Here is a 19,775-nt window from a genome sequence, read left to right as displayed (position 1 = left end):
TGGACAGCGCTATCCCATCCACCACCTGAGGAGTAACCCTATGTCCTGGACAAAACCTGCTTACACCGACCTGCGTATCGGCTTCGAAGTCACCATGTACTTCGCCAGCCGCTGAGTTCTGCCTCGACAGAATTGCAGTGCAACGCCTCGGTTCGCCGGGGCGTTTTATTTTCAGCGTTGAAATGATGGAGCGTTCATGTTCGTCCAGATTCTGGGTTCGGCCGCCGGTGGCGGATTTCCGCAGTGGAATTGCAATTGCGTCAACTGCGCAGGTTTTCGCGACGGCAGCCTGAATGCCAAGGCCCGCACCCAATCGTCGATCGCGATTTCCGATGACGGCGTGAACTGGGTGCTTTGCAACGCCTCGCCGGACATCCGCGCGCAGTTGCAAAGCTTTGCCCCGATGCAACCGGGCCGCGCCCTGCGCGATACCGGCATCAGCGCCATCATCCTGATGGACAGCCAGATCGACCACACCACTGGCCTGCTAAGTCTGCGCGAAGGCTGCCCGCATCAGGTCTGGTGCACGGACATGGTTCATGAAGACCTCAGCACAGGATTTCCGCTGTTCAAGATGCTCACCCACTGGAACGGTGGGTTGGACTGGAACCGCATTGAGCTCGACCAGAGCTTCACCGTTGCCGCGTGCCCGAACCTGCGCTTCACCCCGCTGCCATTGCGCAGCGCCGCGCCACCCTATTCGCCGCACCGCTTCGACCCGCACCCAGGCGACAACATCGGCTTGATCGTCGAAGACCTGAATACCGGCGGCAAACTGTTTTACGCCCCAGGCTTAGGCAAGGTCGACGCGCCGCTGCTGGAAATCATGGCCGGCAGCGATTGCCTGCTGGTGGATGGCACGATGTGGGATGACGATGAAATGCAGCGCCGTGGCGTTGGCACCCGCACCGGGCGCGAGATGGGCCACTTGGCGCAGAACGGCCCCGGCGGCATGCTCGAAGTGCTGGAGCAATTGCCCGAACAGCGCAAAGTGCTTATCCACATCAACAACACCAACCCGATTCTCGATGAGGATTCGCCGGAGCGCGCAGAACTGGCGCGGCGTGATGTTGAAGTGGCGTTCGATGGCATGAGTATTGTGCTGTAGCTGATGGCCTCATCGCTGGCAAGCCAGCTCCCACAAGGTTCTGTGGCGTACGCAAAATCTGTGGGAGCTGGCTTGCCAGCGATCGCGTCCTGACAGACACCACAGAATCCTATGGTTGTTCCCGGAGAACAGACATGACTGATACGCCAATGTCCCCTACAGAATTCGAAGCGGCCCTGCGCGCCAAGGGCGCTTACTACCACATCTACCATCCGTACCATGTGGCGATGTACGAAGGCCGCGCCACACGTGAGCAAATTCAGGGCTGGGTCGCCAACCGCTTCTACTATCAGGTGAACATCCCCCTGAAAGACGCCGCGATCCTCGCCAATTGCCCGGATCGTGAAATCCGCCGCGAGTGGATACAGCGGTTGCTCGACCATGACGGCGCTCCCGGTGAAGACGGCGGTATCGAAGCCTGGCTGCGGCTCGGCCAGGCGGTCGGCCTCGATCCGGATCAACTGCGTTCGCAGGAACTGGTGTTGCCTGGCGTGCGTTTCGCCGTCGATGCCTACGTTAACTTCGCCCGCCGCGCCAGTTGGCAGGAAGCCGCCAGCAGCTCACTGACCGAACTGTTCGCGCCGCAGATCCATCAGTCGCGTCTGGACAGTTGGCCGCAGCACTACCCATGGATCGACCCGACCGGCTACGAATACTTCCGCACCCGCCTCGGCCAGGCACGGCGCGATGTCGAGCACGGTTTGGCGATCACACTGGAACACTACAAGACGCGCGAAGGCCAGGAGCGCATGCTGGAAATTCTCCAGTTCAAACTGGACATTCTTTGGAGCATGCTCGACGCCATGAGCATGGCCTACGAACTGAACCGCCCGCCGTATCACAGCGTGACTGAGCAACGCGTCTGGCATAAAGGAATCACCTTATGAGTTTCGATCGCAGCAAGACCCCGACCTGGCGTCCCGGCTACCGCTTTCAGTACGAACCGGCGCAGAAAGGCCATGTGCTGCTGTACCCCGAAGGCATGATCAAACTCAACGAGACGGCCGCGCTGATCGGTGGTTTGATTGACGGTGAACGGGATGTCGCGGCGATCATCGCCAAGCTCGACGAGCAATTCCCCGGCGTGCCCGAACTCGGTGACGACATCGAGCAATTCATGGAGGTTGCCCGTGCGCAACACTGGATCACCCTTGGTTGATCTGCCCGCAAAACCTGAAATCGGCCTGCCGCTGTGGCTGCTCGCCGAGCTGACGTATCGCTGCCCGCTGCAATGCCCGTACTGCTCCAATCCACTGGATTTTGCCGAACAGGGAAAAGAGCTGAGTACCGAACAGTGGATCAAGGTGTTCCGCGAAGCACGCGAGATGGGCGCGGCTCAGTTGGGCTTTTCCGGCGGAGAGCCGCTGGTGCGCCAAGACCTCGCCGAGCTGATAGCTGAAGCGCGAAAATTGGGGTTTTACACCAACCTGATCACCTCCGGCATCGGCTTGACCGAGCAGAAAATCAGCGACTTCAAGAAGGCCGGTCTCGACCACATCCAGATCAGTTTCCAGGCCAGCGACGAGCAAGTGAACAACCTGCTCGCCGGCTCGAAAAAAGCCTTTGCGCAGAAGCTGGAGATGGCCCGTGCAGTGAAGGCCCACGGCTATCCGATGGTGCTGAACTTCGTCACTCATCGGCACAACATCGACAAGATCGACCGCATCATCGAGCTGTGCATTGCGCTGGAAGCCGACTTCGTCGAGCTCGCCACTTGCCAGTTCTACGGTTGGGCGCAGCTCAATCGTGTCGGTCTGTTGCCGACCAGAGAGCAACTGGTCCGTGCCGAACGCATCACCAACGAATACCGCGCCAAACTGGAAGCCGAAGGGCATCCGTGCAAGCTGATTTTCGTCACCCCGGACTACTATGAAGAACGCCCGAAAGCCTGCATGAACGGCTGGGGCAGTATTTTTCTGACAGTCACACCGGATGGCACCGCCCTGCCTTGTCATGGCGCCCGACAGATGCCGGTACAATTTCCCAATGTGCGCGACCACAGCATGCAGCACATCTGGTACGACTCGTTCGGCTTCAACCGCTTTCGCGGTTACGACTGGATGCCAGAGCCGTGCCGCTCCTGCGACGAAAAGGAAAAGGACTTCGGCGGCTGCCGCTGCCAGGCATTCATGCTGACCGGTGATGCAAGCAATGCAGACCCGGTGTGCAGCAAATCCGAACATCACGGTGTGATCCTTGCGGCCCGCGAAGAAGCCGAGCACGCCACCCAAACCATCGAACAACTGGCCTTTCGCAATGAACGAAACTCACGCCTCATCGCTAAAGGCTGAGCCTTTCAGCGCCGCCCAAGCTGTCGCTGCCGGAATGGATTTTGCCGAACTGCAACTCGGTGCCAACGGTTTGTTCTGGAACGAATATCGCCCGGAAGATGCCGCGTGCCGAATCTGGCACTGGCGCGACGGCGTGGCGAAATGTCTGACACCCACGGGTTTCAGCGCACGCAGTCGGGTGTACGAATATGGCGGTGGAGCGTTTTGTCTGACGCCTGACGGTGTGGTTTTCGTTAATGAGGCGGATCAGCAGCTTTACCGGCAAACGCTGGATGGCTCGCCCGAGGCGCTGACATCAGGCGAGTGCCGCTATGGCGATGTGAATTTTGCCGACGGGCAGATTTTGGCAGTCGAGGAAAATGGCGATCAGCATCGACTGGTCGCAATCGATCTGGCCGATGGTACGCGCCGTCTGCTGGCCGAAGGTGCGGACTTTTATGCCGCACCCACTATCAGCCCGGATGGCGCAAGGCTGGCGTGGATCGAGTGGAGCCGTCCGCATCAACCATGGACGTCAACCCGGTTGATGGTGGCCGAGCGTCCCGGACAACGTTTTTCAGCGCCCCGCTGCGTGGCGGGCGATGCCACTGAAGAGTCGATTCAACAGCCGCGTTTCGACGCGAAAGGACAGCTTTACTGTCTGACCGACCGGGTTGGCTTTTGGCAGCCTCATGTCGAATCAGTGGATGGACTCGAGCCATTGCCCAGCGTGCAAGCGGATCACGCTCCAGCGCCGTGGCAAATGGGCGGCTGCACCTGGCTGCCACTGGCTGACGGCTATCTGGCCAGTTGGAGTGAGAGCGGTTTCGGTCGCCTCGCATTGAATGGCGATGACCTTACCGGCGATTACAGCCGATTCCGGCATCTGGCACTGGATGAGCGATTCATCTATTGCATCGCAGCCTCGCCGATCAGCCCTTCGGCGGTGATCGCCATTGATCGCGCATCCCATAAAGTAACAGTGCTGGCCGGCGGCGTTGCGCCGCTGGCCGCCGAACGCATCAGCCGCCCGCAAACCCTGCGCTACCCAAGCGGTTCGGGCGAGGCTCACGGGTTCTTTTATCCGGCGATGAGCGGTGAAACGAAGCCACCGCTGGTGGTGTTCATCCATGGCGGCCCGACCTCAGCCTGCTACCCGATGCTCGATCCGCGCATCCAGTACTGGACGCAACGCGGCTTCGCGGTCGCCGACCTCAACTATCGCGGCAGCAGCGGGTATGGCCGGGAATATCGGCAGGCGTTGCATCTGAGTTGGGGTGACGTCGATGTCGAGGACGCCTGCGCCGTGGTCGACTATCTCGCCAGACAAGGCCTGATCGACGGTGAACGCGCGTTCATTCGTGGCGGCAGCGCTGGCGGCTACACGACCCTGTGCGCCCTGGCCTTTCATCAAGTGTTCCGCGCCGGCGCCAGCCTCTACGGGGTCAGCGATCCAGTCGCCCTTGCCCGGGCGACGCATAAGTTCGAAGGCGATTATCTGGACTGGCTGATCGGCGATCCCGAACAGGACGCCGAACGCTACGCTGCCCGCACACCCTTGCTGCACGCGAGCAACATCCGCGTGCCGGTGATTTTCTTTCAGGGTGAACTGGACGCCGTCGTCGTCCCGCAGCAAACCCGCGACATGGTCACGGCGCTGGAGCAGAACGGCATTCCGGTCGAGGCGCACTACTACGCCGACGAACGCCACGGCTTTCGTCGAGCGGTGAATCAGGCGCATGCGTTGGAGCGGGAGTGGGCGTTTTATCGGCGGGTGATGGGATTGGCGGACTGAAATTCACCTCCATCACTCGGATCCGTGTCGCCCCAATCGCTGGCAAGCCAGCTCCCACGGGTGTTCTGGTGTACACGCAATGTGTGAACAACCGAGACCAATGTGGGAGCGGGCCGCTCGCGATAGCGATCTACCTGGCGCCGCAGAACTCAGCGCTTGGCGATGATGTAAACCGCGTGCACGATCCCCGGAATGTATCCGCACAACGTCAGCAGAATGTTCAACCAGAACGCCCCGCCAAATCCGACCTGCAGAAACACACCCAGTGGCGGCAACAGAATGGCGATGATGATACGAATGAAATCCATGGGTCAGCTCCTGATTGGGGGTTGGCTCACGTGAGCCATACACGCTAATGACCCGTGCCGCTCGTCAGGGTTCAGTGCTTCCGCCATTTGTTCGCCACTATCGCACGCAAAAAAAACGCCCCACACCAAAAGAATCAGGCGTGGGGCGTGCGTTATACCGCGAGACGGTTCTTGAATTCGGGTAGGAAGCTTCGGCTCAGACGGCAATCCCTTTGCGGCATTGCAGTTGTGCGGTGCGCACTCGGGAGAAGGCCCGGGCCAGGCGCAGGAGCATTTCGTCGATGTTGGCCTTGCTGACCGTAAGTGCCGGGGTGAAGCGCAGGCAATCGGCTTGTGGGGCGTTGAGTATCAGGCCTTCATGCAACGCTGCTTTGACTACGGCATCTGCTGAATCATCCGACAGGGTCAAACCCCAGAACAGCCCCTGACCGCGCAGGTCGCCATGCTCATAACGATGCGCCAGCCGTGCGAGGCCTTCACGAAGATGCTGACCGTTGTCCCGGACCTGCTGAAGGAAGGCGCGATCCTGAACGCTGTCGAGCACCACCAGCCCTGCCGCGGTCATGAGTGCATTGCCATGGTGCGTGCCGCCCAACTCGCCCGCGTCGAAACAGCACGCTTTGCCACGCGCCAGCAGCGCCGCCAATGGCACGCCACCGCCCAAGCCTTTGCCGAGCACGACAATGTCGGCGCGCACGCCGTAGGACTGTTCGGCAAGCAAGGTGCCGCAACGGCCGATGCCGGTTTGTACTTCGTCGAGGATCAGCAGAATCCCCAGTTCGCGGCACAGGCGTTCGACACCTTTGAGATAGCGATCGGCCGCAGGGACAACCCCGGCATCGCTCTGGATCGGCTCAAGCAGGATCGCCACGGTTTGCGCGTCGACGGCGTCATGCAGCGCCGGAAGATCGTTGAAGGGCACCAGATCGAAACCCGGCAGCAGCGGTGCAAAGCGATTGTGCAGGTTGCAACTGTCTGACGCCGAGATCGTCGCCAGGCTACGGCCGTGACAGCCCTGCCTCGCCACAATGATTCGCGAGGCGCCGCCACGATGCAGTTGACCCCACTTGCGTGCCAGTTTGATCGCCGCCTCGCAGGCTTCGCTGCCGCTGTTGAGCAGGTACGCCTGATCGCTGGAGGTGCTGGCACACAGCCGTTCGGCGAGGCTGAGCATGCCGCGGTTGTGCAGATTGAACCCGGGGTTGATCAACGCCTGGGCCTGACCGGCGATGGCTTTGACTAACGCTGAAGGACTGTGGCCAAGGCTGTTGGCGCCGCCGGCCTGGGAGAAGTCGAGGTAGGCGCGATCGTTGCTGTCCCACAGCCACGACCCCTGTCCCCGTACGAAAACCTGCTGCGGCCGTTCAACGCTCGGCATCAGGCGATCGCTATTCAGGCTGTCATACGCATCGGAATGCTCGGCATCGAAGACAAGGTCATCGAGGCTTGGCGCAGGGCGCCGCAGATTGAACAGATTCATTGGAAAAAACCTCGTCCGAGGTTTTTTGAACTGCCTATGCAAACACTGTCGCAGCAAAAGCTATTCATCGCGCGCTCTGGCCCTGTAAGCCTTGTGATTGCGGTTAGACTAGGCGCACTGACGGCCTCGGGCCATTTCGATTTATCAGCATTTTCGATAAGCATTACTTATGGATTTCAAACAACTGCGTTATTTCGTCGCGGTCTACGAGGAAGGTCATGTCGGACGGGCTGCCGAACGCCTGTCGATCTCCCAACCCGCGCTGTCACAGCAGATTCGCCAACTCGAGCAAAATCTCGACGTCACCCTGTTCGAACGCAGCAGTAAACGCCTGCTGCCGACCCTCGCCGCGCACACGTTGTACAACCACGCGCTGCCATTGCTCGACGGGCTGCAACGCGCACGCGAAGCGCTCGGCAACTTCAAGGGCCAGGCTTTGCGCACCTTGGCGATTGGCGTGCTGCAAACCGTACACACCAGTCTGGTGCCGCAAATGCTTGAGCGAGTGCGCAAGGCGCAACCGCATCTGGTGGTGCAAATTTATGAATTGACCGGGCTGGAGATCGAACGGCGCTTGCTTAACGGCTCGCTGGACATCGGCATCAGCTATCTGCCGCCACGTCAGCCAGGGCTGCATGGCGTGATGCTGTACGAAGATGAACTGACGCTGGTCATCCCGGCGGACCATCCGTTGCGTGAATTCAAGAAGGTTTCGATTCGCCAGGCGGCCGAATTGCCAATGCTGTTACTGGGCGAGGAGTTTCAGATCCGCCAGATCTGGCAGGCGCAATTGACCAGCCTTGGCCGTCGCCCGCAAGTGCAGGCCGAGTTGAACAATATGCTGGGGATTCTCGACAGTCTGCCGCACACCAAACTGGCGACGGTGCTGCCCGGGCACTCGCAAAAAGAGTACGACGATGAAGATCTGCTATGGAAGCCGCTGAGCGAGCCACGGGTGCCGTTGAAAGTCGGGCTGGTGTGTCGCGACGTGCAACGTCAGCAAGCTTCGCTGGCACTGCTGCAGACATTGCTGGAAGAGGTCATGGGCCGCGATGAAAAAGCGCGCAAAAGCCCGCCAGCACTGGATCCCCTGACCTGAAAACTTTTCTTCAGGCAAAAGAAAACCCCGCCGAAGCGGGGCTTTGCAGACTGTTTCCCTGACATCCATTTCACTCCGCCACCCTGGCAGAATCCTACGTGTCCGTGTTGTTGCTTTGCGCTTCCTGCGCGACGTCCATGAAATGTAGATTAGCCGTGGATCCAATCTACGCATATGGGAGAACAGCAGCACGTCATGTAAGCGATTGCTTACATGACGCTATCGGTATCAGAACTGCGCTGCATCCAACAGGTACAGCGACTCGCTACCGGCCTTGACCGACGCGCTCAACGAGTGAATGCGCGGCAGCAGACGGGCGAAGTAGAAGCGCGCGGTGCCGAGTTTGCTGGCATAGAAATCTTCCTGCGCTTCTTTGCCCAAAGCGGCTTTGGCCATCAATGCCCACATGTAGGCGTAGGCCACGTAACCAAACGCCTGCAGATATTCGACCGACGCCGCGCCGATTTCGTGCGGATTGCTTTTCGCCCGATCCAGCACCCACGAAGTCAGCTCGTCGAGCGTTGTGACGGCGTCGTTCAGCGGCTTGGTGAATTCGCCGAGATCTGCACTGGCGGTCGCAGTGAAGTGGCGGATTTCGTCAGCGAACAGTTGATAGAACGCGCCGCCACTGCCGACGATCTTGCGACCCACCAGGTCCAGCGCCTGAATGCCGTTGGTGCCTTCGTAAATCTGGGTGATGCGCACGTCACGTACCAGTTGCTCCTGGCCCCACTCGCGGATGTAACCGTGGCCGCCGAAAATCTGCTGGCCGTGTACGGTAGTTTCCAGACCCAGATCGGTGAGGAACGCCTTGGCAACCGGCGTCAGCAACGCCACCAGGTCTTCCGCACGCTTGCGCGTCGTCGCGTCTTCGCTGAACTTGGCGGTGTCGAGTTGCATCGCCACGTAAGTGGAGAATGCGCGACCACCTTCGTTCGACGCTTTCATGGTCAGCAGCATGCGACGCACGTCCGGATGGACGATGATCGGGTCAGCGACCTTGTCTTTGTTTTGCGCGCCCGTCGGCGAGCGGCTTTGCAGGCGGTCGCGAGCGTATTCGACGGCGTTCTGGTAGGAGCGCTCGCCAGTGGCAAGGCCCTGGATGCCGACGCCCAGACGCTCGTAGTTCATCATGGTGAACATCGCCGCCAGGCCTTTGTTCGGCTCACCGACCAGATAACCCACCGCTTCGTCGAAGTTCATCACGCACGTCGCGGACGCCTGGATGCCCATCTTGTGTTCGATCGAACCACAGTTGGCCGGGTTGCGCGCGCCCAGGCTGCCATCGGCGTTGACCATGAACTTGGGCACGAGGAACAGCGAGATGCCTTTGGGGCCCGCTGGTGCGTCCGGCAGTTTGGCCAGCACCAGGTGAATGATGTTTTCGGTGAGATCGTGTTCACCACCGGTGATAAAGATCTTGGTGCCGCTGACCTTGTAGGATCCGTCGGCCTGAGGTTCGGCTTTGGTGCGGATGATGCCCAGGTCGGTGCCGGCGTGCGGCTCGGTCAGGCACATCGAACCGGCCCAGACGCCGGCGTACATGTTCGGCAGGTAGGCGGCTTTCAGCTCTTCGCTGGCGTGGGCGTTGATCGACAGGCACGCGCCGGCAGTCAGCATCGGGTACAGACCGAAGGACAGGCTCGCGGAGTTGACCATTTCTTCGACCTGCGCCGACACGGCTTTGGGCATGCCCATGCCGCCGTATTGCGGATCGCCACCAACGCCAACCCAACCGCCCTCGGCGTAAGTCTGATAAGCCTGTGGGAAACCGGCCGGCGTGGTGACGGCACCGTCCGCCCAGTGACAACCTTCTTCATCAGCGGCACGGCTCAGCGGCGCGATGCTTTTGCTGGTGACCTTGCCGGCCTCTTCGAGAATCGCTTCAACAGTCTCGGCGTCGACGGTCTCGGCCAGCGCCGGCAGTTGCGCCCAGAGTTTGGCGACCTCGAACACTTCATTGAGGACGAAGCGCATATCGCGCAGCGGCGCTTTGTAGTCAGCCATGGCAAACCTCGCAAGATCTAAACAGGTGATTCGTGGGAATGTATTCTCGTTGAGCCGGAGTGTACATCAACAACTTTTGCGACACATAGGGTCAACCGGTGACTGATTTGTTATTTCTAGTCATCAGAAAAAGATCGCGGCCTTCGCCAGCTCCCACAGATAAAAAGCGATCTCGTGGAGCTGCCGAAGGCTGCGATCTTTTGATCTACCTTAAAGCGCAAACATTTCGGCCGGCAGCTTCATCAAACAATCACTCCCCGCCTCAATCGCCGCACGATGCGCCGCCGTGCGTGGCAGCAACCGTTTGAAGTAAAACTCGCAAGTGGCCAATTTACCCCGAAGATAATCCACCTCCCCCTCGCCCGCATCCAGTTGCGCTTGCGCCACCAGCGCCATGCGCAGCCACAGATAGCCGAGGATGATGTAACCGCTGTACATCAGATAGTCCACTGACGCAGCGCCGACCTCGTCCGGGTTCTTCATCGCCGCCATTGCGACCTTTATGGTCAGATCGCCCCACTGCTGGTTGAGCTCATTGAGCTGTGTGACAAAGCTCCCCAGTTGTGGATGCCCCTCGTTAGTCGCGCAGAACTTGTGGACGATTTTGGTAAAGCCGCGCAGCAGCTTGCCCTGACTGCCGAGCACCTTGCGCCCAAGCAGATCGAGCGCCTGAATGCCGTTGGTGCCTTCGTAGATCGGCGCAATGCGGCAATCGCGCACCAACTGCTCCATGCCCCACTCGCGAATGAAACCGTGACCGCCAAAAACCTGCATGCCGAGATTGGTCACTTCCAGCCCGGAGTCGGTCATGAACGCTTTGCAGATCGGCGTGAGGAACGCCAGCAGGTCTTCGGCTTCCTGACGCGCCTCGGCATCGCTGCCTAGATGGGCGACATCGAGCAGTTGCGCGGTGAAGTAAGTCAGCGCGCGGTTGCCTTCGTTGAAGGCTTTCATGGTCAGCAGCATGCGCCGCACGTCCGGGTGGACGATGATTGGATCGGCCGGTTTGTCCGGGGCTTTGGCGCCGGTCAGCGAACGCATCTGCAGGCGGTCGTTGGCGTATTTGATGGCGCCCTGGAAACTCGCTTCGCCCAGACACAAGCCCTGCATTCCAGTGCCGAGCCGCGCGTGGTTCATCATCGTGAACATGCAGTTCAGGCCCTTGTTCGGTTCGCCGATCAAGAAGCCTTTGGCGCTATCGAAGTTCAGCACGCAAGTGGCCGAGGCCTTGATGCCCATCTTGTGTTCGATCGAGCCGCAGGAAACGCCATTGCGCTCACCCGCCTCGCCCGACGCATCCGGGAGGAGTTTCGGCACGATGAACAACGAGATGCCCTTTGTTCCCGCGGGCGCATCCGGCAGCTTGGCCAACACCAGATGGATGATGTTTTCGCTCATGTCGTGCTCACCGGCAGAGATGAAAATCTTGCTGCCCGTGACCATGTAACTGCCGTCCGCCTGAGGCACGGCGCGGGTTTTGATGATGCCCAGATCGGTGCCGCAGTGGGCTTCGGTCAGGCACATGGTGCCGGTCCACTGGCCGGCGGTGAGTTTACTCAGGTAAGTGTCTTTCTGATCGGTGGTGCCGTGGGCATGGATTGCCGACATCGCGCCGTGAGTCAGACCCGGGTACATGCCCCAGGACGTGTTGCTGGAGCCGACCATTTCGCTGATCACCAGCCCCAGGGAGCTTGGTAGGCCTTGACCGCCATAAACCGGATCTGCCGCCAGACCATGCCAGCCGCCCTCGACATATTGTGCGAAGGCTTGCTTGAAGCCTGTAGGCGTTGTCACCACCCCGTTGTCGAAATGGCAGCCCTCTTCGTCACCGCTGCGATTGAGCGGTGCCAGAACGTTCTCACAGAACTTCGCGCCTTCTTCGAGGATCGCGCTGATCATGTCCGGGCTGGCGTCGTGGGCGCCGAGGGCGGCGTAGTTGGCGTGGAAGTCGAAGACGTGGTCGATCAGAAAACGCATGTCGCGCAGCGGGGCTTTGTACTCGGGCATGATGGCTTCTCCGTCAGCAGGTTTCCTTGAAACTACTGCCGGCCACCACGCCCCACAATCACTGTCCAGACGCTGAATGCGCCGTCATCACTCAACCCGCAGCGGTGTCCATGCGCACCGCGCCACGGCGGTTCTGGCCGAACGCGACCACGCAGTTGCGCCCCGCACCCTTGGCACTGTAGAGCGCCTCGTCCGCGGATTTTAGAACTTGCTCGGGGTTGCGCTGCTCCACCCGCTCAGCGACGCCGATACTCACCGTCACCGACACGCTGGAAGCACCGGAACCGGCGCGACGCTGGCGACCTTGCTGATCGTCGTTCGGCCGGTTTTCCTGATTGCGCAACTGGATGCTGTAGGACGCAATCGACTCGCGAATGACTTCAAGGTGCGGCATGCATTCCTCAAGGGTTTTGCCTGCGAACACCAGGGCAAATTCCTCACCGCCATAGCGATATGCCCTACCGCCTCCGCTGATTTTGGACAGCTTGCTGGCGACCAGTCGCAGCACCTGATCACCGACATCGTGGCCGTGGGTGTCGTTGAATTTCTTGAAGTGGTCAACGTCGCTCATTGCCAGCACATAGTTGCGCCCCAAGCGCTGCATGCGTTCATTGAGCGCACGACGGCCCGGCAAACCGGTGAGTTCGTCGCGAAAGGCCATTTGATAAGCCTCGTGCGCCACGGCGGCAGCAATCATCAACATCACCTGGCTGCACATGATGTTCAAGGTAAACGGCAGGATGAAGGTTTTCGGAAGCATCCAGAACACCCCGAGCAAACCGACCAGTTGCGCCGCATGCAGTGGGCGCGGGTTGCGCCAGTATTGCCAGGCCAGCAGCAGGAATGCCGAGATGAACACCGGATACGACAACTGGATCAGGCTCATCCACGCGCCGTGCAGCGCCGGCCAGCGAATTTCCGAAAGCCACATCAGCAACGCCTGTGGGTAACTTTGCTCAAGCCCCAGCGCCACGCTGCCGAAGGCGAGCAACACGGCGAACCGCGCCACCATGTCCTGAAACAGGTGCGTGCGCTCCTGCCACGCAGCAAACAGACCGAACAACAAGGGCAGCAACAGGCAGACGAGATGGAAGACCACGGCGGCGTCTTCGCGCACTTTGCCGTTGTCGCGGTAAAAGTCGGTCTGGGTGTCGAGCAAAAAGTAGGCGATGTACACCGTGAGCATCAGAAACAGTTCGCGCTGGCGTCGGTAAACCGCGCAGTAAGCGCCACCCAACAGCAGCACCAGAGTCGGCAACACGTTGAACAGGGAAGTGAAGAACACGCTGAGGTCTTTGACATACGCAGCCGCCAACCCCGCAAGCAACAACAGCAGGGAAGGTAGGAAATGGCTGAAACGTACAGCGGAAGAACGTGGCAAGGGTAAAGCTCCGACCCGTCATGGCAAAGAGATGGCATTGTGCCTGCAATGTGGCCAGTTAAGCACACAGATTGTGATCCAGATCACATGCAGTCTCTTTAACGGCCGGAAACACTGATTTCTGAGCCGTCGACCAAGGTTTTTTGCCCCCTTGGAGATGAAATCTCCTTCATGGCCATCATGCTTGATGGCCACGTAAGGAATTTCTTTCAGAAATACCCACGGCCGGAGGAAATTCGCGCATAAAAAAACCGCTGCCCCCGAGGGAGCAGCGGTTTTTCAACAGACCGCGTTAAGGCTTAGTAGCCCAGTGCGAAGTCTTCTTCTTTCATGTCCATCAGGTTGTTGGCACCCGACAGCATGGTGGCCACGTGGGTACGGGTACGCGGCAGGATGCGCTGGAAGTAGAAGCGCGCAGTTTGCAGCTTGGCGGTGTAGAACGCCGCGTCGCCCGTGCCTTCTGCCAGTTTCTCGGCAGCCAGACGCGCCATGTCGGCCCAGAAGTAGGCCAGGCAGGCATAACCGGAGTACATCAGGTAATCCACGGAGGCCGCGCCGACTTCTTCGCGATCTTTCATGGCGGCCATACCGACCTTCATGGTCAGCTCGCCCCATTCCTTGTTCAGTGCAGCCAGCGGCGTGACGAACTCTTGAACCGCTTCGTTGCCTTCGTTGGTCTGGCAGAACTTGTGGACGATCTTGGTGAAGCTTTTCAGAGCCTCGCCTTGCGTCATCAGCACTTTGCGGCCCAGCAGGTCGAGTGCCTGGATACCGGTGGTGCCTTCGTACAGCATCGAAATGCGGCTGTCGCGAACGTTCTGCTCCATGCCCCACTCGGCGATGAAGCCGTGGCCGCCGTAGATCTGCACGCCGTGGTTGGCGGATTCGAAACCGACTTCGGTCATGAACGCTTTGGCGATTGGCGTCATGAAGGCCAGCAGTGCGTCGGCCTTCTTCTTCTCTTCTTCGTCCACGCCGTATTTGACGATGTCGACCTGTTTGGCAGTGAAGTACACCATCGCGCGGTTGCCTTCGGCGAATGCCTTCATGGTCAACAGCATGCGGCGTACGTCAGGGTGCACGATGATCGGGTCAGCAGCTTTTTCCGGCGCTTTCGGGCCAGTCAGGGAGCGCATTTGCAGACGATCGCGAGCGTATTTCAGGCCACCCTGGAAACCGATTTCGGCGTGGGCCAGACCTTGCAGCGCGGTCCCCAGACGAGCGGTGTTCATAAAGGTGAACATGCAGTTCAGACCTTTGTTCGCCGGGCCGATCAGGAAACCGGTGGCGCCGTCGAAGTTCATCACGCAAGTGGCGTTGCCGTGGATGCCCATCTTGTGTTCAAGCGAACCGCAAGTCACAGCGTTGCGTGCACCGACGGTGCCATCAGCATTGGGCATGAACTTTGGAACGATGAACAGGGAGATGCCTTTGGTGCCAGCAGGCGCATCCGGCAGGCGGGCCAGTACGATGTGGACGATGTTGTCGGCCATGTCGTGTTCACCGGCCGAGATGAAGATCTTGGTGCCGGAAACTTTGTACGAACCGTCAGCCTGAGGTTCGGCCTTGGTACGCAGCATGCCCAGATCGGTGCCGCAGTGCGGCTCGGTCAGGCACATGGTGCCGGTCCATTCGCCCGAAACCAGTTTGGTCAGGTAAGCACTTTGCTGCTCAGGAGTGCCGTGCTCGGAGATGGTGTTCATCGCGCCGTGCGACAGGCCTGGATACATACCCCACGACCAGTTGGCTTCGCCAACCATTTCGCTGACGGCCAGACCCAGCGACTCAGGCAGACCCTGACCACCGTGCTCGACGTCGTGCGCCAGGCTTGGCCAGCCGCCTTCGACGAATTGCTTGTAAGCCTCTTTGAAGCCAGTCGGGGTTTTAACGCCGGACTCGCTCCAGGTGCAACCTTCGATGTCGCCCACGCGGTTCAGCGGCGCCAGTACCTGCTCACAAAACTTGGCGCCTTCTTCGAGAATGGCATCAACCATGTCCGGAGTTGCGTCTGCGCAAGCCGGAAGGCTCTGATAGTGCGCCTCGTAGCCGAGCAGTTCGTCACGAACGAAGCGAATATCACGCAAGGGGGCCTTGTAGTCAGGCATAGCGATAAACCTCTGCTGATGTAACCGGGAATGAACGACCGTGTTGATTTGTTGTGACGGTCAAACAGTTGTTTGAAACATACGTTTACGCCGAAATCTTGTCAAGCGTCGATCATTTGCCGTTCGTCTTCATATCTTCCAAACGCCGGACACAGCAAACCGCCATCGACTCGATCGAGTCATGGACAATGAAAAGAAGATTAGTTGAGCGAGAAGGACTTACAACGAAAAACGCCGCGACAATGCGCGGCGTTCAGCGTGCTGGAAGCTATGAAAATCAGGCGAATGTATCGATGATCGTACCGAGCACTTCATCGGATGCCTTGACGACTTTCACGCCCAGCTCAGCTTGATATTTGCCCTGAGACATCTCGACGATGTTGCTTGCCAGATCAGACTGCTGCGCACGATCCAGGCCACGCAGGCGATCGACCTGTACTTCAGAAGACTGGCTGGTGACCGAACGCTCAATGGTGTTGTTGGCGATCTGGCTGGCCGCCTGATCGACGCGATTCTGCCCGGTCTGAATCGAGCTCAAACCCGCATAAAAAGCTGTGTTACCGGAGATTTCCATAACTGGTCTCATCCTTGGGAAGGATCAATAGTCGCCATTGAACCAGAGGCGCCAGAAAAACACCCGTCAAAAACACTAATGGCACAGTGCCTGCCCATAGGCAAAACCTTAGTCGAGCAAGTCCAACTGCAAATGCTCAGCCACCGCTTCGGCGCTCAACGCCTTGAGCTTGGGCACTCGCCCAAGACACGGTGCGGGAATGCGCTCGGCGAGCGTCGCCAGATTCTCCTCCAGCCGCGAAGTCTTCGGATCGATGATATTCGCCACCCACCCCGCCAGTTGCAGGCCATCTCGGGCAATCGCCTCGGCTGTCAGCAACGCATGGCTGATGCAACCCAGCCGCACCCCCACCACCAGAATCACCGGCAGCTTCAACGCCATCGCCAAATCCGAGAGATTGTCCTGATCCGCCAACGGCACCCGCCAGCCACCCGCGCCCTCTATCAGGGTGAAATCGGCATTCATCGCCAGAATCTCGCGCATCGGCGTCAGCAGCGATTGCACCGTCAGCGCGACACCGGCCTCGCGAGCCGCCAGATGCGGAGCAATAGCCGGCTCGAACGCTATCGGATTGACCTGTTGATAACTCAGCGGCAACGAACACTCGGCCAGTAAGGCCAAGGCATCCGAGTTGCGCAAACCCTTGGGCGTGACTTCGCACCCGGAGGCAACCGGCTTACCCGCCGCGGTGCTCAACCCTGCCGAACGCGCCGCATGCAGCAAACCGGCGGCGACCGTTGTCTTGCCAACGTCGGTGTCAGTTCCGGTGATGAAATAGGCTGCGCTCATACGGGTTTCTCCAACACGGCGTAGACCACCTGATAAGTCGCCGGCAAGCCCGACGCCTGACGAAACTGCTCGTAAGCCTCGACCAGACCAAGAATCCGCGCCCGCCCGGTCAATCCACCCGGGCGACCAGGATTCAGATTGTGCGCCCCCAGAGCCTTCAGCTCATGGGTCAAACTGCGCACATCCGGGTAATGCAGCACATGCGCCTGATTCTCCAGACTCACCGTGCGCAGGCCACTGGCCGCACACAACTGTTCATATCGCGCGAACTCGCGGAAGCGATTCACATGCACCAGACCATCGACCTGACGCCAGCTATCGCGCAACTCAAACAATGTCCCTACACAAAGACTAGCAAACGCGAAAATTCCGCCGGGTTTCAGCACACGGAAAGCTTCACTGAGCACCGCATCAAAATTCCCACACCACTGCACCGCAAGGCTGGAGAAGATCAGATCGCAGGTTGAATCGCGTAACGGCAGACGTTCCGCGTCACCGGCGATGAAATGCTCGGCACCACCTAACGGACGCGCGTGATCAAGCATGCCCTCGGCAATGTCCAGCGCCAGCCCCTGGCCATGGGCAAAACGCCCGGCCAATGCACGACTGAAATACCCGGTGCCGCAGCCCAGATCCAGCCAGCGCGACGGCACGAAATCCGCAGGCAAGCGCTGCAGCAACTGTGTACCGACATCACGTTGCAACTCGGCGACACTGTCGTAACTGGCCGCCGCGCGGGAGAAAGAGGCCGCGACCTGACGCTTGTCAGGCAAGCCGCCGGGCAGCGCCACATGGGACAAATCAGTCATCACCGCACTCATGTAAAAAAGCCTGGATCGCACCCGCCACTCCATGGGGGTCTTCCAGAAGAAACGCATGACTGGCCTGTTCGATCAGACCAATTTCAATATCCGGCAACAGGGCGAACAATTCGCCCGCCGCCTCTGCCGGCACCAATCCGTCCTGCCCGGCGAACAGATGCAACTGCGGGCCACGAAACGCCTGCAACGCTTCGCGCGTATCCAGTTGCGCGAGCAATTCCAGTCCGGCCATCAGTGCCTCCGACGAAGTGTTCGGTGCGCCACCGAGCATCAGCCGCGACAAGCCGCGCGGGTCTTGCGCGCCTTGAGCACACAGCAGCGAGAAACGTTTGAGGGTCAAACGTGGGTCAGCAGCGCAACCGGCAAGAAACGCATCGAAGGTCTCGCCGGGCATCGCACTCGGCCATTGTTCATGAGCAACAAAGGAAGGATTGCTCGCCAGTGTCAGCAAGCCGCAACACCTGTCGCCCCGGCGCGCTGCCAGTTCAGATGCGAGCATCCCGCCGAGCGACCAGCCACCGAGCCACACGTCTTGAGGAATGCGCTCATCGAGGTCATCGAGCCAGTCTTGCAGGTCGCAGGAGTCGAGTTCCGGCAACGGCTCGACCTCGACATGCAGATGTTCGTCGAGTCCTTGGAGCGCAGCGGCCAAAGGCTCCATCGGCGAAACACCGAGGCCCCAGCCGGGCAGCAGAATCAGGCGATCACGCATGGCTTGGCTCCGACGACAGTTGGGCAAAGCAATCAGCCAGTCCATCTAACAATAGCTGCACCTGCGCCTCGCTGTGGGCGGCGGTCAGGGTCACGCGCAGACGTGCACTGCCAGCGGGCACGGTCGGCGGACGGATAGCGGTGACCATCAAGCCACGTTCGCGCAACATCTGCGACAGGCGCACCGCGCGGCCGGCATCGCCGATCATGATTGGCTGGATCGGGGTAAAGCTGTCCATCAACTCCAGGCCGATCTGTTCGGCACCGCGACGGAACTGGCGGATCAGCGTCTGCAAATGCTCTCGACGCCAGTGTTCACTGCGCAGCAGCTCGAGACTTTTCAACGTCGCACAGGCCAGCGCCGGCGGTTGACTGGTGGTGTAGATGTACGGACGCGCGAACTGGATCAGGCTTTCGATCAACTCTTCGCTGCCAGCGACGAACGCGCCCGCCGTGCCGAAGGCTTTGCCGAGCGTGCCGACCAGCACCGGGACGTCGTCCTGACTCAAGCCGAAATGCTCGACGATACCGCCGCCATTAGCGCCCAACGGGCCGAAACCATGGGCATCGTCGACCATCAGCCACGCGCCTTTGGACTTGGCCTCACGGGCCAGCGCCGGCAGATCGGCAAGATCGCCGTCCATGCTGAACACGCCATCGGTAACCACCAACGTGTTGCCGGTGGCTTTCTCGAGTCGTTTGGCCAGACTCACCGCGTCGTTATGCAGATAACGATTGAAGCGCGCGCCGGACAACAGCCCCGCATCCAGCAACGAGGCGTGATTGAGCCGGTCTTCCAGCACCGTATCGCCCTGCCCGACCAGCGCGGTGACCGCACCGAGATTGGCCATGTAGCCGGTGGTAAACAGCAGCGCACGCGGCCGACCGGTGAGATCAGCCAGTGCTTCTTCCAGTGCGTGATGCGGGCCGCTGTGGCCGATCACCAGATGCGACGCCCCGCCGCCCACACCCCAACGCTTGGCACCGGCGCGCCAGGCTTCGATCACCTGCGGGTGATTGGCCAGGCCCAGATAGTCGTTGTTACAGAACGCCAGCAATGGCTGGCCGTCGACCACCACCTCAGGCCCTTGCGGGCTTTCCAGCAGCGGTCGCTGGCGGTAGAGATTTTCGGCACGTCGGGCAGCAAGGCGTGCGGCGAGATCGAAAGACATGCAGGCCTCGATTTTCAAATAGACAGATCCCCTGTGGGAGCAAGCCTGAACGCGAAAGCGTCAGTCCAGTCGACATCACTGTTGAATATTCGACGGCATTCGCGAGCAGGCTCGCTCCCACAGGGGTTTGCATTCCTTCAGAGGAGTG

18 protein-coding genes are annotated in these 19,775 nt (G+C 59.9%); 7 read left to right on the top strand and 11 right to left on the bottom strand.

Annotation, left to right across the window (positions count from 1 at the left end; genetic code table 11):
- Positions 1-40 precede the first annotated feature (40 nt).
- The 6 genes from pqqA (at position 41) to AB4P92_RS18460 (ending at position 5,173) form a co-directional block, all read left to right on the top strand.
- A complete protein-coding gene (gene pqqA, locus AB4P92_RS18485; RefSeq protein WP_003422658.1) occupies positions 41-115 on the top strand; it encodes a pyrroloquinoline quinone precursor peptide PqqA in 75 nt (24 codons plus the stop codon).
- An 81-nt stretch (positions 116-196) separates the two neighbouring features.
- Complete coding sequence (gene pqqB, locus AB4P92_RS18480) at positions 197-1,108, top strand: pyrroloquinoline quinone biosynthesis protein PqqB (protein WP_047303785.1); 912 nt, start codon at positions 197-199, stop codon at positions 1,106-1,108.
- A gap of 134 nt (positions 1,109-1,242) precedes the next feature.
- Positions 1,243-1,995 (top strand): pyrroloquinoline-quinone synthase PqqC, encoded by a 753-nt coding sequence (pqqC, locus tag AB4P92_RS18475; protein WP_042561405.1) that lies wholly within the window; start codon positions 1,243-1,245, stop codon positions 1,993-1,995.
- The gene (pqqD, locus tag AB4P92_RS18470; RefSeq protein WP_042561406.1) at positions 1,992-2,267 is read left to right on the top strand and encodes a pyrroloquinoline quinone biosynthesis peptide chaperone PqqD; all 276 of its coding nucleotides are present in this window, start codon (positions 1,992-1,994) and stop codon (positions 2,265-2,267) included. Before pqqC ends, pqqD begins: the two co-directional genes overlap by 4 nt.
- The gene (gene pqqE / locus AB4P92_RS18465) at positions 2,239-3,399 is read left to right on the top strand and encodes a pyrroloquinoline quinone biosynthesis protein PqqE (RefSeq protein WP_390896394.1); all 1,161 of its coding nucleotides are present in this window, start codon (positions 2,239-2,241) and stop codon (positions 3,397-3,399) included. Before pqqD ends, pqqE begins: the two co-directional genes overlap by 29 nt.
- Entirely contained in the window at positions 3,365-5,173 is a 1,809-nt protein-coding gene (locus AB4P92_RS18460) for a prolyl oligopeptidase family serine peptidase (protein ID WP_395597985.1), read from the top strand. Before pqqE ends, AB4P92_RS18460 begins: the two co-directional genes overlap by 35 nt.
- A 149-nt stretch (positions 5,174-5,322) precedes the next feature.
- On the opposite strand, the gene AB4P92_RS18455 is transcribed toward AB4P92_RS18460, so the two are convergent.
- On the bottom strand, positions 5,323-5,481 hold the full coding sequence (locus AB4P92_RS18455) for a YqaE/Pmp3 family membrane protein (protein ID WP_003228885.1): 159 nt from the start codon (positions 5,479-5,481) through the stop codon (positions 5,323-5,325).
- A 196-nt stretch (positions 5,482-5,677) separates the two neighbouring features.
- The gene (locus tag AB4P92_RS18450) at positions 5,678-6,961 is read right to left on the bottom strand and encodes an aspartate aminotransferase family protein (RefSeq protein ID WP_395597984.1); all 1,284 of its coding nucleotides are present in this window, start codon (positions 6,959-6,961) and stop codon (positions 5,678-5,680) included.
- Between the two features lie 169 nt (positions 6,962-7,130).
- On the opposite strand from AB4P92_RS18450, the gene AB4P92_RS18445 reads away from it, so the two are divergent.
- Positions 7,131-8,060, top strand: a complete 930-nt coding sequence (locus AB4P92_RS18445) for a LysR substrate-binding domain-containing protein (protein WP_395597983.1) — start codon at positions 7,131-7,133, stop codon at positions 8,058-8,060.
- Between the two features lie 228 nt (positions 8,061-8,288).
- On the opposite strand, the gene AB4P92_RS18440 is transcribed toward AB4P92_RS18445, so the two are convergent.
- The 9 genes from AB4P92_RS18440 to bioF form a co-directional block, all read right to left on the bottom strand.
- Positions 8,289-10,067 (bottom strand): acyl-CoA dehydrogenase C-terminal domain-containing protein, encoded by a 1,779-nt coding sequence (locus tag AB4P92_RS18440; protein WP_042561411.1) that lies wholly within the window; start codon positions 10,065-10,067, stop codon positions 8,289-8,291.
- Positions 10,068-10,277: 210 nt separating this feature from the next.
- Positions 10,278-12,074, bottom strand: coding sequence for an acyl-CoA dehydrogenase C-terminal domain-containing protein (locus tag AB4P92_RS18435; RefSeq protein ID WP_395597982.1), 1,797 nt, complete (start codon positions 12,072-12,074; stop codon positions 10,278-10,280).
- A gap of 91 nt (positions 12,075-12,165) precedes the next feature.
- Positions 12,166-13,455 carry a GGDEF domain-containing protein gene (locus AB4P92_RS18430; RefSeq protein WP_042561413.1) on the bottom strand — a complete coding sequence of 430 codons (1,290 nt, stop codon included), beginning with the start codon at positions 13,453-13,455 and terminating at the stop codon, positions 12,166-12,168.
- Between the two features lie 299 nt (positions 13,456-13,754).
- On the bottom strand, positions 13,755-15,560 hold the full coding sequence (locus AB4P92_RS18425; RefSeq protein WP_042561414.1) for a phenylacyl-CoA dehydrogenase: 1,806 nt from the start codon (positions 15,558-15,560) through the stop codon (positions 13,755-13,757).
- Between the two features lie 277 nt (positions 15,561-15,837).
- Positions 15,838-16,134, bottom strand: coding sequence for a hypothetical protein (locus AB4P92_RS18420; protein ID WP_047303795.1), 297 nt, complete (start codon positions 16,132-16,134; stop codon positions 15,838-15,840).
- A gap of 108 nt (positions 16,135-16,242) precedes the next feature.
- Positions 16,243-16,923, bottom strand: coding sequence for a dethiobiotin synthase (gene bioD / locus AB4P92_RS18415; RefSeq protein WP_042561416.1), 681 nt, complete (start codon positions 16,921-16,923; stop codon positions 16,243-16,245).
- Entirely contained in the window at positions 16,920-17,732 is an 813-nt protein-coding gene (gene bioC, locus AB4P92_RS18410) for a malonyl-ACP O-methyltransferase BioC (RefSeq protein ID WP_273877164.1), read from the bottom strand. The genes bioD and bioC overlap by 4 nt, the downstream gene beginning before the upstream one ends.
- A complete protein-coding gene (locus AB4P92_RS18405; RefSeq protein WP_395597981.1) occupies positions 17,725-18,456 on the bottom strand; it encodes an alpha/beta fold hydrolase in 732 nt (243 codons plus the stop codon). The genes bioC and AB4P92_RS18405 overlap by 8 nt, the downstream gene beginning before the upstream one ends.
- Positions 18,449-19,627, bottom strand: coding sequence for an 8-amino-7-oxononanoate synthase (gene bioF / locus AB4P92_RS18400; RefSeq protein ID WP_395597980.1), 1,179 nt, complete (start codon positions 19,625-19,627; stop codon positions 18,449-18,451). The genes AB4P92_RS18405 and bioF overlap by 8 nt, the downstream gene beginning before the upstream one ends.
- Between the last annotated feature and the right edge of the window lie 148 nt (positions 19,628-19,775).

This window comes from Pseudomonas sp. A0308, from assembly GCF_044218815.1.
Taxonomy (GTDB): Bacteria; Pseudomonadota; Gammaproteobacteria; order Pseudomonadales; family Pseudomonadaceae; genus Aquipseudomonas; species Aquipseudomonas iridis.
The sequence above is the reverse complement of the archived record's forward strand: the minus strand, read 5'-3'. Positions and strand labels throughout refer to the sequence as shown.